Origin of the sequence: Oleiagrimonas sp. C23AA, assembly GCF_011759385.1 — a bacterium.
Classification (GTDB): Bacteria; Pseudomonadota; Gammaproteobacteria; order Xanthomonadales; family Rhodanobacteraceae; genus Oleiagrimonas.
In genome coordinates, this window is sequence record NZ_JAARLY010000006.1 from 41,388 (window position 1) to 58,415 (window position 17,028).

8 protein-coding genes are annotated in these 17,028 nt (G+C 64.0%); 5 read left to right on the top strand and 3 right to left on the bottom strand.

The genetic code is table 11. The annotated features are described in order from the left end of the window. Positions 1 to 135: 135 nt before the first annotated feature. Complete coding sequence (locus HBF24_RS11095) at positions 136 to 1,752, bottom strand: alpha-glucosidase family protein (RefSeq protein ID WP_167172886.1); 1,617 nt, start codon at positions 1,750 to 1,752, stop codon at positions 136 to 138. 574 nt (positions 1,753 to 2,326) lie between these two features. Between HBF24_RS11095 and HBF24_RS11100 the strand changes: the two genes are divergently transcribed. The 5 genes from HBF24_RS11100 to HBF24_RS11120 all read left to right on the top strand — a co-directional run bounded on the left by HBF24_RS11100 (position 2,327) and on the right by HBF24_RS11120 (position 13,278). Continuing rightward, entirely contained in the window at positions 2,327 to 5,263 is a 2,937-nt protein-coding gene (locus HBF24_RS11100) for a TonB-dependent receptor (protein ID WP_167172887.1), read from the top strand. Positions 5,264 to 5,394: 131 nt separating this feature from the next. Beyond that, positions 5,395 to 6,894: a tryptophan halogenase family protein gene (locus HBF24_RS11105; protein WP_167172889.1), complete on the top strand. Its 1,500-nt coding sequence runs from the start codon at positions 5,395 to 5,397 to the stop codon at positions 6,892 to 6,894. A 160-nt stretch (positions 6,895 to 7,054) separates the two neighbouring features. Next, on the top strand, positions 7,055 to 8,638 hold the full coding sequence (locus HBF24_RS11110) for an alpha-amylase family glycosyl hydrolase (protein WP_167172892.1): 1,584 nt from the start codon (positions 7,055 to 7,057) through the stop codon (positions 8,636 to 8,638). A 38-nt stretch (positions 8,639 to 8,676) separates the two neighbouring features. Further along, positions 8,677 to 11,094: a TIM-barrel domain-containing protein gene (locus tag HBF24_RS11115; RefSeq protein ID WP_167172894.1), complete on the top strand. Its 2,418-nt coding sequence runs from the start codon at positions 8,677 to 8,679 to the stop codon at positions 11,092 to 11,094. A 168-nt stretch (positions 11,095 to 11,262) separates the two neighbouring features. Beyond that, the gene (locus tag HBF24_RS11120; protein WP_240922480.1) at positions 11,263 to 13,278 is read left to right on the top strand and encodes a glycoside hydrolase family 13 protein; all 2,016 of its coding nucleotides are present in this window, start codon (positions 11,263 to 11,265) and stop codon (positions 13,276 to 13,278) included. A 174-nt stretch (positions 13,279 to 13,452) separates the two neighbouring features. On the opposite strand, the gene HBF24_RS11125 is transcribed toward HBF24_RS11120, so the two are convergent. Then, entirely contained in the window at positions 13,453 to 15,090 is a 1,638-nt protein-coding gene (locus HBF24_RS11125) for a family 20 glycosylhydrolase (RefSeq protein ID WP_167172896.1), read from the bottom strand. A 225-nt stretch (positions 15,091 to 15,315) separates the two neighbouring features. Continuing rightward, positions 15,316 to 16,746 (bottom strand): diguanylate cyclase, encoded by a 1,431-nt coding sequence (locus HBF24_RS11130; RefSeq protein WP_167172898.1) that lies wholly within the window; start codon positions 16,744 to 16,746, stop codon positions 15,316 to 15,318. Positions 16,747 to 17,028: the final 282 nt, after the last annotated feature.

Consider the following 17,028-nt stretch of genomic DNA (forward strand, 5'->3'; position numbering starts at 1 on the left):
GGCGGTCGAAGGTGCGGTGGCGCAAGGATTTTGGCTTGCGATTGTTCAGCAAGCCTAGCGCCATCCGAGTCCAAGCGCGCAACGCCCGCACCGGCTGTTCAGCACGGCGCGGGGGTTGTCCTCATTTTGTGAACATCAGTCAAGTGTGGCGTAGAACGCGCCAAAGCCGGGCAGGTGCAGCATGCCATCTTCAACGTTGCCGCTGAGCAGGCCGTGGCCCTCGAGCGGATGGCAGGCGCCGAGCGTATCCAACGGCACGTCCAGCGGCTCCGCACCCAGGTTGAACACCACCAGCAGACGTTGCCCCTCGGCCTGGCGGGTGAAGCCGATCAGTGGTTCGGGCAGGTCGATGAAGGCGATGTCGCCATGCACCAACGCCGGCTGCTGGTGGCGCCAGGCCATGAAGCGACGAAAGCCGTTGAGCGGCGAGTCGGCAGCTTGTTCCTGGCGCGATACGGCCAGCGGCAGGTGCTCGGGTGGCATCGGCAGCCACGGCTTGGTGGTGCTGAAGGCGCCGTCGGTGGCGTCGCTCCACGGCATCGGCGTGCGTGCGCCGTCGCGACCCTTGAAGTTGGGCCAGAATGCGATGCCGTAGGGGTCCTGCAGGTCCTCGTAGGCCAGCTCGGCCTCGGGCAGACCCAGCTCTTCGCCCTGATACACGCATACCGAGCCGCGCAGCGAGCAACACATCGCGCTCAGCTGATTGGCCAGATATGCCGGCGGCTGGGCGCCGCCCCAGCGTGTGACCACGCGTACCGAATCGTGATTGGAAATGGCCCAGCACGGCCAGCCGTGCGGCATCTTCGCCTCAAGATCCTGCACCGTCTTGCGCACGAACGCGGCCGAGAAATCATCGGTCAGCAGCTCGAAGCTGTAGCCCATGTGCAGGCGTTCGACATTGGTGTACTCGGCCATGGTGGCCAGCGAGTCCTCCGAGGAGATCTCGCCCAGGGTCACCGCTTGCGGGTAGGCATTGAGCAGCTTGCGCAGCTCGCTCAGGAAGGCCAGGTTTTCCGGCTGCGTATTGTTGAAGTAGTGGTACTGGTAGGCGTACGGATTGTCCGCGCTGAAGCCGCGACCGACGCGCTTGTCCTTGGGTTTGGCTGGGTTGTCGCGCAGCTTCGCATCGTGGAAACAGAAATTGATCGAATCGAGGCGGAAACCGTCCACACCGCGATCCAGCCAGAATTTCACGTTGTCCAGCACCGCTTGGCATACATCGGGGTTATGGAAATTCAGGTCCGGCTGCGAAGACAGGAAGTTGTGCAGGTAGTACTGCTCGCGGCGCGGTTCCCAGCGCCAGGCCGGGCCACCGAAGATCGACAGCCAGTTGTTGGGCGGCGTGCCATCTTCCTTGGGGTCGGCCCAGACATACCAGTCGGCCTTGGCATTGGTGCGGTCCTGACGGCTTTCGCTGAACCAGGCGTGCTCGATCGAGGTATGGCTGAGGACCTGATCGACCATCACTTTCAGCCCCAGCTGATGGGCCCGCGCCAGCAGGCGATCAAAGTCGTCCAGACAGCCAAATAGCGGGTCCACGTCGCGATAATCGGCGATGTCGTAGCCAAAATCGGCCATCGGCGACTTGAAGAACGGCGACACCCAGATCGCGTCCACGCCCAGGCTGGCCACGTAGTCGAGCTTGTCGATGATGCCCGGCAGGTCGCCGACGCCATCGCCATTGGTGTCCAGGAAGCTGCGCGGATAGATCTGATAGATGACGGCGCCGCGCCACCAGGGTGTGTCACTCATGCTTGAGTCGTCCAAAAGCGGGTTTTCCGGGGACATGGGCATCTCGTGCGTGGCGGCCTCGCACGCGGCTTGAGTATCGGCTTTCGCCGCCTCTGCTGCAGGCTTCGAGCGCGGTTCGGATACGCCGAAATGTCGGCCATGTCGATGTGGGGCATCAGCTTACGGGGCCGCGGCGAAGACGCCGAGTCATGTGCATACGTATTCATGCGCGGGGCTGTCATAGGGAAAAAGCGCTGAAATTGAGCATTTGTGCTGCGTCGCAACAATCCGGTTTGAAAATGCATTGCATGCAGCTTTGGCATGTAAAAGCCATGTAAAACGGGCGCGCCATAGAGCGCTTTTGGTATCCAATTGTGCAGGTGCACAACGCGAAAAACCGCATAACCGCGCCTTTTGCTGGACTTATGAATACGTATGCAAGCGCTGTGCGTGGCCGCAACACCGATCTAACATCCGCCCCAAGCTGACGACGGTCGGCTTCCCAATAACGCGCTCAGTGCAGGTCCGCCATCACCACAGGGCCGGTCGCAACGAGCCTTGAAGATGCGCTCCATTTCCGGGGAGGAGTAACCATATGAACTCATTCAAGCGCAGCCTGCTGGCTACCGCCATCGCCACCGCCTGCTTTGGCATGTATTCGGTTTCGGCCGTGGCCGCGGGCGCTCATGGCCAGGACACCGCCACGCAGTCCACCAGCCAGGATCAGGCCGGTAACAAGACCGATGCGGCCAAGAAGAAGACCCGTCGCAATGACCAGGCGCAGAAGCTGCAGGCGGTGGAAGTCAGCGGCTACGTCAGCAGCCTGGAAAACGCCATCAACATCAAGCGCAACGCCTCGACGATCGTCGAGGCGGTGTCGGCCGAGCAGATCGGCAAGCTGCCGGGCGTGTCCATTGCCGACACCCTGGGCCGCCTGCCGGGTCTGGCGGTGCAGACCGTGTCTGGTCGCCCGCAGGTGCTGACCATCCACGGCCTGGGGCCGGACTTCTCCACCGCGCTGGTCAATGGCGGCCAGCAGGTGTCCACCTCCAACAACCGTGACGTGCAGTTTGATCAGTATCCGTCCAGCTGGTTCGACAACGTCGAAGTGCACCTGAGCCCCGAGGCCAGCCTGGTCGGCCAGGGCCTGGCCGGTACGGTGGATATGCACACCATCCGTCCGCTGGAGAAGGACAAGCCCGAAGCGGCCATCAATGCACACTACATCTGGGACGGCATGAGCCAGCTGGCCGATGGTCCGGGTGTGGGTGACAAGGGCTACCACGTCAATGGCATCTGGGTGAATCAGTTCGCCGACCACACCTTCGGCGTCACCGTGGGCGTGGACTTCGAGTCCAATCCGTCGCAGATCCAGCACCAGGCGCCTTGGGGCTATGCCTCCACCAGCGACGGTGGCATGGTCATCGGTGGCTCCAAGAACTACGGCATCTCCGACCAGATGAACCGCAACGGCTTCCTGACCACGCTGCAGTGGAAGCCCAACGACTTCTTCACCTCGACGCTGGACCTGACCTACGACAAGTTCAAGGAAACCCAGCAGGCCAAGGGCATGGAACTGCCGCTGGGATATGGCCCGGATGGCACCAGCTACCTGACCTCCAACCAGGTCGACGCGGACGGCTTTGTTGAAAGCGGCACCTACGACCACGTCAAGGCGGTGGTGCGCAACGACTACAACAAGACCAACGCCAAGGTCTGGAACATCAACTGGGAAAATGATTTCCACTTCAACGAGAACTGGTCGGGCAACCTGACCGCCAGCTATTCGCGCGCCCAGCGCAGCGATCTGCAGCTGGAAAGCTACTCGGGTACCGGTTACGGCACCGGTGCCGATGCCGGTGCCTTCGATACCATCGGTTTCACCGAGCGCGGCAACGGCCTGCTTTACGTCAATCCGTCGCTGGATTACAGCAACGCGGTGCTGACCGATCCGCAGGGCTGGGGTGCCGGTGGCACGCCGGCGGTGGTGCAGGCCGGCTTCATCAATGCGCCGCATACCGATGACTACCTGGCCAACCTGAAGGCCAGCATCAAGCGCGAATTCGTCGATGGCCCCATCTCCAGTGTCGAGGCCGGTGTGGTGCGCGGCACGCGCAAGAAGACCTACAGCATTGATCAGACCTTCCTGACCCTGGGCGGCGGCTACTTTACCGACGGCAATACGCCGGTACTGACCGCGCCGACCGGTGGCGGCACCTGCGATCCGCTGGCCTGGATGGGCGTGGGCGCGCAACCGTGCTACAACCCGCTGGACCTGATCGCCAATGGCACCTACACGCAGCTGCCGACCGCGCTGTCCTCGATCGCGGTGCCGCCGAACTGGAAGGTGACCGAGCGCGATGTGACCTCGTACCTGCAGTTCAACATCGACACCACGCTGGGCAGCGTTGGCCTGCGCGGCAACGTCGGCATCCAGGTGGCGCACACCAACCAGACCTCCGATGGTCAGCGCGTGACCGCCGGCGACGGCAGCAGCACCGCCGGTGACGCCACCGCCATTCTGGTGCCGGTCAGCGGTGGCACCAAGTACACCCGCTACCTGCCCAGCGCCAACCTGATCTTCAGCTTCAGCCAGAACGACGACCTGCGCATCGGCGCGGCCCGCGTCATGGCCCGTCCGCGCATGGACCAGATGAGTGCCAGCCTGGGTGTGTCGGGCAACATCACGCACCTGACCGAGACCGATCCGAACCTGTCCTACTTCAGCGCGTCGGGTGGCAACGCCGAGCTGCTGCCGACCATGGCCGACAACTACAACGTCAGCTACGAGCACTATTTCGGCGGCGACAACGGCGGCTATCAATGCAACAACAACGACGCCAAGCAGTCGGCACTTTGCCAGAGCGGTGGCCAGGGTTACTTCGCGCTGTCGGCTTACTACCTGAAGCTGTCGGACTACATCGATCCGAACGCGGCCTATCTGTATGACTTCAGTGCCTTCGTCAACTCCTACCTGACGCCGGATCAGCAGGCGCAGCTGGGCACCACCAAGGGCATCGTGTCCGGTCCGGTGAACGACGGCCACGGATACGTCAAGGGCGCCCAGGCCACGGTGAATCTGCCGCTGGGTGATCTGACCCCGAGCCTGAGCGGCTTCGGTGTGATCCTTACCGGCAACTACACCAAGAGCTCGCTGGTCTACGGTGACAACCCCGATCCGATCACGGTGCCGGGCCTGTCCAAGTGGGTCGCCAATGGCACGCTGTACTACCAGAACCATGGCTTCGAGGCACGCGTCAGCGACAGCTACCGCGATGACTTCCTGGGCCGTGTCTCGGGCATCAGCGCCACGCGTATCGAGCAGACCATCAAGGGTGGCAGCACCTACGATGCGCAGGTCAGCTACACCTTCGACAGCGGTGCGCTGAAGGGCCTGACCGTCATCGCGCAGGGCTCGAACCTGTCCAACAAGACCTTCCAGACCATCCAGAACAACGACTCGCGCCAGGTGCTGACCTGGGAGCGTTACGGTCGCCGCTACGACGTCGGCATCTCGTACAAGTTCTGGTAAGAGACTGGCAGGCCCTGTCTGCATGATCTCCCCTCCGGGCCCCGTTGCGTGTTACCAGCGGGGCCCGTTTTTTTCCTGCATCGCTGATGCATGATGGAGTAGATCATGAAGGCGTTGATGGGGAGGGGCAGATGAGCGATTCGCGGGTGCGGCGTGTAGTGATCGTCGGTGGTGGCACGGCCGGCTGGATGAGTGCCGCCTTGCTGGCACGCGCCCTGGGCGACCAGGTGCGCATCGAGCTGGTCGAGTCCGATGCCATTGCCAGCGTGGGTGTGGGCGAGGCCACCATTCCGCAGATTCAGCACGTCAACGCGTTTCTGGGACTCAACGAGCACGACATGCTTCGCGCCGTGCGCGGCACCTACAAGCTGGCCATCCAGTTCAATGGCTGGGGCGCGGCCGGCGACAGTTACCTGCACGCCTTTGGCGACATTGGCCTGCCACTGGGCCTGATTCCGTTCCAGCACTACTGGCTGCGTTCGCGCCAGCAGGCCCATGCGCCGGATCTGTGGGCCTATTCGCTCAACGCGCAGGCCTGCCAAAAGGACCGGTTTGCACCGGTGGCGCAGATCTCGGGCAGCCCGTTGACCGGCACACGCCATGCCTACCACCTGGACGCGGGGCTGTACGCGCGTTACCTGCGCACGCACTGTCCGGAGGGCGTGGTGCGCCGTACCGAGGGCCGCGTGGTCGATGTGGCGTTGCGCGAGGATGGTTTCATCGATGCCGTGCTACTGGACGACGGTACGCGCATCGAAGGTGATCTTTTTATCGACTGCTCCGGCTTTCGCGGCCTGCTGATCGAGCAGGCGCTGGGCGCCGGTTACGAAAGCTGGCAGCACTGGTTGCCGTGCGATCGCGCCGTGGTCGTACCCAGCGAGCGCAGCACGGTGATGCGCCCCTACACCCAGGCCAGCGCGCGCGCTGCCGGCTGGCAGTGGCGCATTCCCTTGCAGCACCGCACCGGCAACGGCCATGTGTATTGCAGCCGGCACATGAGCGATGACGAGGCGGCGGCGGTATTGCTCGAGTACGTCGAAGGCCAGGCGCTGGATGACCCGCGCTTGCTCCGTTTCCACACCGGCATGCGGCGGCGCTTCTGGGTTGGCAATTGTGTGGCGCTGGGGCTTTCCAGTGGTTTCATGGAGCCGCTGGAGTCGACCGGCATCCACCTGATCCAGTCGGGCATCAGCCGGCTGCTGGCGATGTTCCCCGATCGTCACTGTGATGCCGCACTGCGCGATGCCTACAACCGGCAGACGCGTTTCGAGTACGAGCGCATCCGCGATTTCCTCATCCTGCACTATCGCGCCAATCGCCGGGACGAGCCGTTCTGGCGCCAGTGCACGCGCATCGAGCTGCCCGACAGCCTGCGTCACAAACTGGACGTGTTCGCGCGCAGCGGGCAGATTTTCCGCGAGGGTGAGGAGTTGTTCACCGAGGTCGGTTGGCTGCAGGTGCTGGTCGGCCAGGGCCAGTTGCCGGTGCGCTATCACCCGCTGGCCGACAGCCTGGATGCGGCCAAACTGGATGAGTTTCTGAGCCACATCCGCACCCTGGTGGGTCGCGGTGTGGCGCAGATGCCGACGCATGCCGATTACCTGGCCCGTCACTGCGGGGCGGCAGCGTGATCGGCACATGCCATTCGCTGCGCTGCGTCATGTCAAAGCGTGCCGCCGTTCCGATGAATACGTATGCAGCCGGCGCCCCGGGCGCCGTGCTGCCGCCTACCATGAAGCGATGGCCGCCGCCGATGCCGGCGCAGCCATGGCACGACGTATGGAGAACATCATGAGTCGTTCAATACGCGCCCTGAGTCTGGCGCTGGGTGCTGCCCTGCTGGCTTGCTCGGCTGCCAGCGCCACGGTGCCGTCTGCACACGCGACCGCGGCGGCGGCCACGCACCACACCGGCAAGGTCGCCCCGTCCGGTGTGTACTACGAGATTTTCGTGCGCAGCTGGTACGACACCAACGGCGATGGCATTGGCGATCTCAATGGCGTGACCGCCAAGCTCGATTACCTGAAGTCGCTGGGCATCAATGCCATCTGGCTGATGCCGATCAATCCCTCGCCCAGCTACCACGGCTACGACATCACCAACTACGAGGCCATCAACCCGCAGTACGGCAGCATGGCCGATTTCGAGCACCTGGTGGCCGCCGCGCACCAGCGCGGTATCAAAATCATCATGGACCTGGTGGTCAACCACACCAGCAGCGATCACCCCTGGTTCAAGCAGGCACAGAACCCCGCCAGCCCGTATCGTCACTGGTACACATGGGCTGGCCCCAAGACCCATCTCAAGGCCATCAGTGCCACTGGTGGGCCGCTCTGGCACAAGGGCAAGGATGGCCATTATCTTGGCGTTTTTACTGCCGAGATGCCTGACCTCAACTATGACAATCCGGCGGTGCGCAAGGCCATCATCGGGGTCGGCAAGTTCTGGATGAAAAAGGGCGTGGACGGGTTCCGTCTGGATGCAGCCCGACATATCTATGACGATCACGCCGGCGATCAGGACAAGCCCGGACCGCTGGCCAAGAACGTGGCCTGGTGGAAGCAGTTTGCCCACGGTATCGATACCCACGGGCGCCACGCCTATCTGGTCGGCGAGGTATCCGGCGAGCGTTACCAGCAGCTGGCACCGTATCTCGCTTCGCTGGATGCAGTGTTCAACTTTCCGCTGGCCGAACGTTTGATCAAGGCTGCCGACAGCGGGACGCGCGGCGACCTGGCCAGCTGGCTGCCGGCGCAGGCGGCAGCTTACCGCCGGGCCGCCGGCGCCCGCCGCGCCGATGCCATCTTCCTGTCCAACCATGACCAGAACCGGGTAATGGATCAGCTGGGCGACAACATGGCCAAGATGCGTCTGGCCGCTTCGTTGCTGCTGACGTTGCCCGGCGATGCCTACGTCTATTACGGCGAGGAACTGGGCATGCATGGCAGCAAGCCCGATCCGTCGATCCGCGAACCGATGCGCTGGGACCGCAGCTTGAATGGTCATGGCCAGACGCACTGGGAGAAGGCCGCTTCCAACACCAGCCCGGATATTTCCGTGCAGGCCGAAAAGGGTCGCTCGGACTCGCTGCTGACGCTGTATCAGCAGCTGGCCACATGGCGCCAGCAGATCAGCGCATTGCGCGATGGCGCCCTGGCTTCGGTGCCGGCAGCCGATGCGCACCTCTGGGCCTACACGCTCGGCGATGCACACTCGCATGTGCTGGTGGTGCATAACCTGTCCGGTCAGCCGCGCAGCTACCCGCTGCCGCCCAGCGTGAAGGTGCACGCCCTGCTGCACAGCACCGATCCGGCTGCACTGCTGGCCGCCCGCACCCTGCAATTGCCGCCGTACACCACGGTCATCCTCGAATGAACGGCGCGACGACGCGCCCCAACCCGCGAGTGGTTTCCATGATTTTCAAGCATCACACACGCACTGCGCTGGCTGCTGCCCTGTTCGGGCTGGGCTTGTGCGCTCTGCCCTCGACACCGGTTCATGCCGCCGGCTCGGCCGTCCAGGCCGCACCGCAGGTGCAGATCACCAACGATGGTGTCGATGTACACCTGGGCAAGGATCTGATCGCCCTGCGCCTGGTGCGCGACAACGTGCTGAACGTACATGTCGAGCCCAATGGCAAGACCAGCGCCCCGGCACTGGTGATGGCGCCCGATGCGCCGCATCGTGCCCAAGGCAAGCTCAGCGTGAAGCGCGAAGGCGGCGTCATCGTGATGTCCAGCGACGCCCTGCACGTGCAGCTGGACCCGGCCACCCTGGCCCTGACGGTCAGCGATGGCGCCCATCCCAAGCGCCTGCTGAGCCAGACCAGCCTGCGGGCGCTGAGCACCGGCCAGCTTTCGCTCCATTACGCCAAGGATGCACCGATGTACGGCATCCGTGGCTATGCGGCGGTGGGCTCGTCGCTCTACGACACCCCCGACTGCGCGTATGCCGACCACGACCCGAGCGGCCTGCTGCGCGAAGGCCGCCAGGTGGCCAAGGCCTGTCCGCAGGGCGCCGCTGGCGGCCCGTTTGCCTGGAGCACCGGCGGTTTTGGCGTGCTGGTGGACACCAAGACGGCCACCTTCGATATCGCCGACGGCACGGTCAGTGTCAGCCATACCTCGCGTCCGGACCTCAGCTATTACCTGATCGCCGGACGTCCGCACGCCATCTTCGACGCCGTGGCCGACCTTACTGGTCACGCGCCGCTGTTCCCGAAGTGGGCGATGGGCTTCACCAACAGCCAGTGGGGCATCGATCAGAAGGAACTGCTGGACATCGTCCATACCTATCGCCGCAAGCACATTCCGATCGACAACTTCACGCTGGATTTTGACTGGAAGGCATGGGGCCAGGATCACTATGGCGAATTCCGCTGGAACCCTAAGAAATTCCCCGATGGCCCCTCCGGCAAGCTGGCACGCCAGCTGCGCCAACAGGGCATGCACCTGACCGGCATCATGAAGCCGCGTATCCATGTCGACACCGTGGAAGGCCGTTACGCCACCGAGCATCACCTGTGGGTGCCGGGCGAGAAGGTCAGCGACGACTACTTCTCGCACAAGCCGGTGAAGGATGTGGACTTCGACACCGCCGCGGCGCGCCACTGGTTTGGCCAGCTGGCGGTGACCTACGGCTTTGACAAGGGCATGGTCGGCTGGTGGAACGACGAAGCCGACGAGATAGACGACAACACGCAGTTCTTGAACATGCAGCGCTCGCTGTATGACGCGCAGCGCAAGCACACCGATGTGCGTGTGTGGTCGATCAACCGCAACTTCTGGCTGGGCTCGCAGCGTTACGCGTATGGCGTGTGGTCGGGTGACATCAAGACCGGCTTCAAGGCCATGGCCCGCCAGCGCCTGCGCATGCTCAATGCGATCAGTTCCGGGGCCATGCAGTGGGGTATGGACGGTGGTGGCTTCCAGGGCCATCCATCCGATCAGAACTACGCCCGCTGGATCGAGTTTGGCGCCTTCACGCCGATCTTCCGTGTGCATGGCACACAGAACGAGAAGCGCCAGCCGTGGCGCTACGGCCCGGTGGCCGAAAAGGCCGCCACCGCCGCCATTCGCCTGCGTTACAAGCTGCTGCCCTACATCTACAGCTACGCGTGGAACGATCACGCCCACGGCGTGGGTCTGGTGCGTCCGTTGACCTTTGCCTGGCCGCACGATCCGAAGGTGCGCAACGACGTCAACGCGTGGATGTTCGGTGACTGGATGCTGGTGTCGCCGGTGGTGCAAAAGGATCAGACGCACAAGTCGATCTACCTGCCGGCCGGCACCTGGACCGACTATTTCAACGGCAAGGTGTACCAGGGTGGTCAGACCATCACGGTGGCCACCGATGCCAAGACCTGGCGCGATATTCCGCTGTTCGTGCGCGAGGGCGCCATCATCCCCACCCAGCCGGTGATGGACTATGTTGGCCAGCACCCCGTGCCGACGCTGAGCGTGGACATGTTCCCGGCCCGCAAGGCCTCGCATTTCAACTATTACGACGACAACGGCAAAACCTACGCCTACGAGCACGGCGCCTACTTCCTGCAGGGTCTGGATACCCAGCGAGATGGGCGTCAGGTGCATGTTCGCACCGAGGCGGTTCAGGGCAGCTACGCCCCCGCGCTCAAGCACTACCTGATGAAGGTGCACGGGCTGGCGGCCCATCAAGTTGGCGCCAAGGCGGGGGCGCTGAAGCAGTTTGACAGCCTGAAGGCGCTCAAGGCCGCAGGCGGCCAGGGTTGGGCCCGCGGCCACGACCGCTTTGGTCCGGTCACCTACGTCAAGCTCGACGCCGGCCAGGTTCGCACCGTCACACTGAAGTAGTACCGCTCCGCGGGCCGGCCGGCATGCAACGGCCGGCCCGCGGAGACACGGAGCAGGGGGACCCCAGGGACGGGGCGTAAAACGTTCCGCGCAAGATACGCTGCCGGCACTGGGCCCGGCGGGCGCGGCGACGTAGTGCCCAGCTTTTGTCAAAAGGGAGGAGTAACCATGAGCATGCGCTCACGTTCCGGGCAGCCGCGTCTGGCCCTGCTTTCGTGCCTGATCGGCCTGGCGCTGGGGGGCGCCACCCTCAGCGCGCCGGCCAGCGCCGCCAGCAACGACAACAATGTCGAATGGAATGGCCTGTTCCATGACCAGGGGTCGCTGTACGACAACCACCCCGAGCCCAGCGCCAGTCAGGCGGTCACGTTGACGCTTCGCACCTTCAAGGGCGATATCACCGGCGCCAACATCAAGTATTACGACAGCGGTGATGGCAGCTTCCACTGGGTGGCCATGCACTGGGTGTCCAACGACGCCACCGGCCGCTACGACCGCTGGCAAGGGACGATTCCGGCGTCGGCGTCGGAGAAGTACTACCGCTTTCAGGTCAACGACGGCAGTGCCACCGCCTGGTACAACGCCGCCGGTACCACGGCCAGCGAGCCCAGCTCGGGCGATTTCTACATCATTCCCGGTTTCACCACGCCCAGCTGGATGAAGAACGGCGTGATGTACCAGATCTTCCCGGACCGCTTCTTCAACGGTGACAGCAGCAATGATGTCACCAATGGCCAGTACACCTATGCCGGCTGCGCCACCGAAAAGCATGCCTGGGGCGGCAGCGTCACCTCCAACGCCGGTGGCTGCAACAGCGTGGTGTTCTTCGGTGGTGATCTGGCCGGTGTCGATGACAAGCTCGGCTACATCAAGAACACCCTGGGCGCGGACATCATCTATCTGAACCCGATCTTCCAGTCGCCCACCAATCACAAGTACGACACCGAGGATTACTACACGGTCGATCCGGCCTTCGGCAGCAACAGCGAACTCTCGCAGCTGATCTCCGACATTCATGCCACCAGCAATGGGCCGCATGGCTATCTGATTCTCGATGGCGTGTTCAACCACACCGGTGACACCAGCCAGTGGTTCGACAAATACCACTGGTGGAGCAGCCAGGGCGCCTACGAGTCGCAGTCCAGCCCCTGGTACAGCTACTACACCTTCCAGCAGTGGCCCAACAGCTACAGCGCCTTCTTCGGCTACGGCAGCATGCCCAAGCTCGATTACGGTGCCTCCGGCTCTGCGGTGCGCCAGCAGATCTATGGTGCATCCAGCTCGGTGGTGCAGACCTATCTGAAGTCTCCCTATGGCATCGATGGCTGGCGACTGGATGCGGCGCAGTACATCGACGCCGGCGGCAACAACGGCAGTGACGCCACCAACCACCAGATCATGCGCGAGCTGCGCAACGCGGTGAAGGGCGTGAACCCCAACGCCGAGATCCTGGGCGAGTTCTGGGGCAACGCCGGTCCGTGGACCGAGGGCGGTGACCAGTGGGACGGCGCCATGAACTACGACGGCTTCACCCAGCCGGTGTCCGAATGGATTTGCCATGTCGACGAGAGCGGCAACAGCGCCTCGATTCCGGCCAGCCAGTTCGCCAGCTGGCTGCATGGCACGCGCGCCAATTACCCCACCGACGTGCAGCAGACCATGGCCAACTTCCTGGGCAGCCATGACACCTCGCGCTTTGCCACGCGCTGCGGGGCCGACATCTGGAAAACCTACCTGGGCCTGATCTTCCAGATGACCTACGTCGGTACGCCGACCATCTACTACGGCGATGAGTACGGCATGCAGGGCGGTGCCGATCCGGACAACCGGCGCACCTTCGACTGGTCGCAGGGCAGCACCAGCAACAGTGCGGTGGCGCTGACCAAGCAGCTGATTGGTATCCGCAAGCAGTATGCGGCGCTGCGCACTGGCTCGGTGATGGATCTGATGACTGACGACAGCCAGCACATCTATGCATTTGGACGTCTGGATGCCAGCCATCGCATCGCCGTGGTGCTCAACAACGACAGTACCGGGCACACGGTAACCGTGCCGGTGTATCCGATGAGCGTCACCGACGGCAGCACCATGACCGACCTTCTGAGCGGGCAGACCTACACCGTCTCAGGGGGTAGCGTCACGGTTACGGTGAACGGTCACTACGGCGCGATTCTGGCGCAGTAGACGCATCGTCTGAGCGGCACCTGTCACGTCTCGTCTCGATGGCGACGTGACAGGTGTACGCGCGCGGGAGGCGGCGCCAAACGGTCTTTCTGGACGCAGTGGAGGGGTGCCCAACCCGCTGACTGCGTCGGCACGCCGGATCCTTCCGGTGTTGTGGGCCGCCGCCGGAAACGCTCAGCGCAGGGGATCATCGGCGAAGGCGTGTACGCGTGGCCCGTACTGCAACACCCGGACCCGCTGCTGCAACGGTGCGTAATCGAGCACGTGTCCGTCCGGTGCCCGCGCCTTGTCGCTCCAGAACACCTGTCCGGCGGCCGGGATAGCACCCTTCAACAGATCGTGCACGGTTCCGGCATAGGTGTAGTCTCGCGTGCCCAGGTCGTTCCAGACACAGATCTGGCCGCCGTCGGGACCGAAGCGACCGGGTGTATCGGCGGCGGTGCGCGAGTCCCAGCCGTCGTAGAGCACCTTGCCCTGGATGCCGTGAGGATTGAAGTACTTCGGACCCAGCGGCACGATGTACCAGTCGCCGTAGGACTCGGTCCACTGGAAGCCCTCGCGGCCCCAGTTGACCTTGGCCTCCTGGCCCCAGTTGATCCAGCGCTGGATCACGAACGAGTGATCCAGGGTCGGCGCGAAATCGGCACTGCCCCACAGTTCCACCTGCTTGCCGCGTCGCTGCAGGAAATGGCCCAGGCGATTGAGGAAGTCGACCTGGATGGCGGTACTGAGGGTACCGTGGTTGATGTTGACCTCGTCACCGCCGATATGCACAAGCGCCGAATGGAACCACGGAAGGAACTGGCTCCATACCGACTCCACATAGGCCAAGCTGCCGGGCTTGCGCGGGTCCAGGGTGCCACCGCCCGGCTGGTCGCCGTGGTAGGCCAGGTCCGGCCGCGCCATGACGAAGGCGCCGGCGTGACCCGGCGCGTCGATCTCGGGCACGATGCGAACGCCGTTGGCGGCGGCCACTTTCTCCAGCGATTCCCAGTCCTGGCGCGTGTAGAACTTGCCGTCCGCGGGTACCAGCGCGGCGAAGCGTGGATCGTCGCTCTTCAGCCGGAAAGCCCGTGACAGCCAGCGCTTGCCGTCCTCACTCTGTACCTGGTCGTTCAAATGTAGATGCAGCGTATTGAGCTTGTACCAGCCCATGAATCGCAGATAGGCCTTCAGGAATGGCACCGGTGCGAATTTGCGGCCGACATCCAGCATCACCGCGCGCTCGCTGTAGCGCGGGAAATCAAGCGCGTACCCGTGCGGTACACGGCGGTGCCGCGCGTGATCGCTTGCATCCATGCTCAGCATCTGCAGCAGGCTGCGGGTGGCATAGAAGTCGCCCCGTGCGGTGTTGGCGCGCAGCCAGAGCACCCTGGACGCACGCAGCGTATAGCCCTCGCCGCCGATGGCTTGGCGCTGGTCGAAGCGACACGGGGCCAGGCCCAGGGCGATATCGCCGGGTCGCGGCCGAGCCGACACCCGTACCGCCGGCCGTCGGCCAGTTACCGTGACCAGATCGTCGGACAGCTTCGCCGCCAGTGCCCGCAGCGCGTGCTGGTGCGCCGGCTCGACGACAATGCGCGTATGCGCGGTCAGGGTCCAGTAGCCCTGACCACCCTGCCAATGTTGCAGGCTCGGCATGGTTGCCGGCGCAGGTTGGGCCGAGGCCGACGGTGTCGGCAAGGCATCACCGGCGCAACTGAGCAGGCCGCTGCCGCCCACCTTTGCCAGTGCTGGCCCGCTGATGACGAGCATGGTCACGCCAGCCAGCCATCCGATGCAGTGTCGCCGGTGTCCGGGCCGATCGATCATGACTGTCCCCTGCCTGTCGCGGTGAGGTCGATGGTGCCATGGATCGGAGCCGGTGGCTGTCGCCTGCAAATGAAACAGGCGCATAAGCAGGCGGCGCGCGCCGAGCACGTCGAGGCGGCGGCTGGAGGGTTGCGCTTGGCGGCTCGAGGCGACCGGTAATGGCGTGTGTCGGCGGGCCATGTCGCGCCGGCGCCTTGGCCCCCGGCATGGCGGCAGGCCGGTCGCTCAGGTCACGCCGACACTATTGCGGCCATGACGCTTGGCCTCCAGCAGTAGCATGTCGGCGCGTTTGAAGGCTTGCATGATGGTCTCGCGAGGGCTCAGGGTGACCACGCCGAAGCTTGCCGAGAGGTGTTGCTTGGTACCCGGCACATGGGTGTGCCAAAGCAGGCGTCGCAGCTGCTCGGCGGTGGCCATGGCCTGTTCCAGCTCCGCACCGGGAAGCAGCAGCGTGAACTCGTCACCGCCGAAACGGCCGAGCAGGTCCTGGGGACCCAGCTGCACACGCACCGCGCGACTGAGGCGGATCAGTGTCTCGTCACCAATACTGTGCCCATGGGTGTCGTTGATGGCCTTGAAGTGGTCGATATCCAGCACGATCAGCGACAGTGGCCGAGCCTTGCGCTCGGCTTCCTCGCGCTCACGTTCGGCGCGTTCGAAGAAATAGCTCTTGGTGGCCGCCTTGGTCAGGCTGTCGCTGAAGGCGAGCTCGCTCAGCTGCTGGTTCTGTGCCATCAGCGCCGGTACCGCAAAACCGAAGTAGGCGCTGGCGGCAATCACGCAGATGGCGAACTGGTAGGTCAGCGCCTGGTCGACCAGGTTCAACGAAGCTACCCAGATGGCCACCACGGTGCTGAAGATGGCCAGACTCAGTGCGCTGCGGAAAGGGCTCTCGGTGTAGACGATCCACATCTGCGGCAGGATCAGGAAAAACATGCCGAAGGCCACTTCAGGGTAAGGCACGTGGGCTGCCACGATCAGGACCACGCTGACCAGCAGCATGCTGATACCCAGCTTCAGTCCAAAACCCGCGCGTTTTTGCGCGGGCAAGCTGAAGCTCAGACCGCCCAGCCAGGGCTCGATCTGTGGATAGCGCCAGCTCAGCAGACCCAGAAACAGCGGTGTCAGCACCAGCGCGCCGGCCATGTCGCCGACCCACCAGGGCAGCCAAAGCCCGGGTTCGGTGCCGCGGCCAAGCATGCCGGTGGCCTGCAGCGCGCCAATGCCGCTCAGCGCCGCACACAGTGCTGACAGGCAGCCGACCAGAAGGAAGGTCAGAATGATGGCCGGCGCCGAGACCAGCACATGGCGCCGTACCAAGTGCGTCAGCACCGCTGCACCGACACCGTAGGAGGCGCAGTGGGCCGCACCGAACAACAACCCGGTCAGCAGCACGTCATGCCAGCCGGCGGCGCTGGCATACAGCTGGGCCATCCAGAAGGTGACGGTGACCGCGCAGGCCATCAGCACCGGCACCGCACGCCAGCCCAGCAGCAGCAGCGCGGCGAAACTCAGTCCGGCCGGCGGAAACCATATCGAGGCATGTGGTGCGTATTCCATCAGTGCCGACAGCCGCCACAGCAGTAGCCAGACCAGGCCCAGCACCAGATAGCGAAGGCCCTGATGCGCGTCGGCACCGGCACGTGCCCACTGCACAAGCCGTCCCCATTGCCCTTCCCGCATGCCTGAATTTCCCCCGTCAGTGACTGTCAGCGATGTCGCTGTTGTCGGCTCCCGATGTCTGAGTATGCCCAACCGACCGCGGTGGCACGAGTGGGTATGGGTGTGGGCGAGCCCGATACCCCGGTGATGGGCGCTTTGGGCGCGCCATCCACGGGGTGGCCTTTTCCTGCCGGTGACGTGGCTGCGTGGCCCGGGTATGAATACGTATGCAGAAACTGGCCCATTCATGCGCGGCATGCCTACTATGCTGGGAAT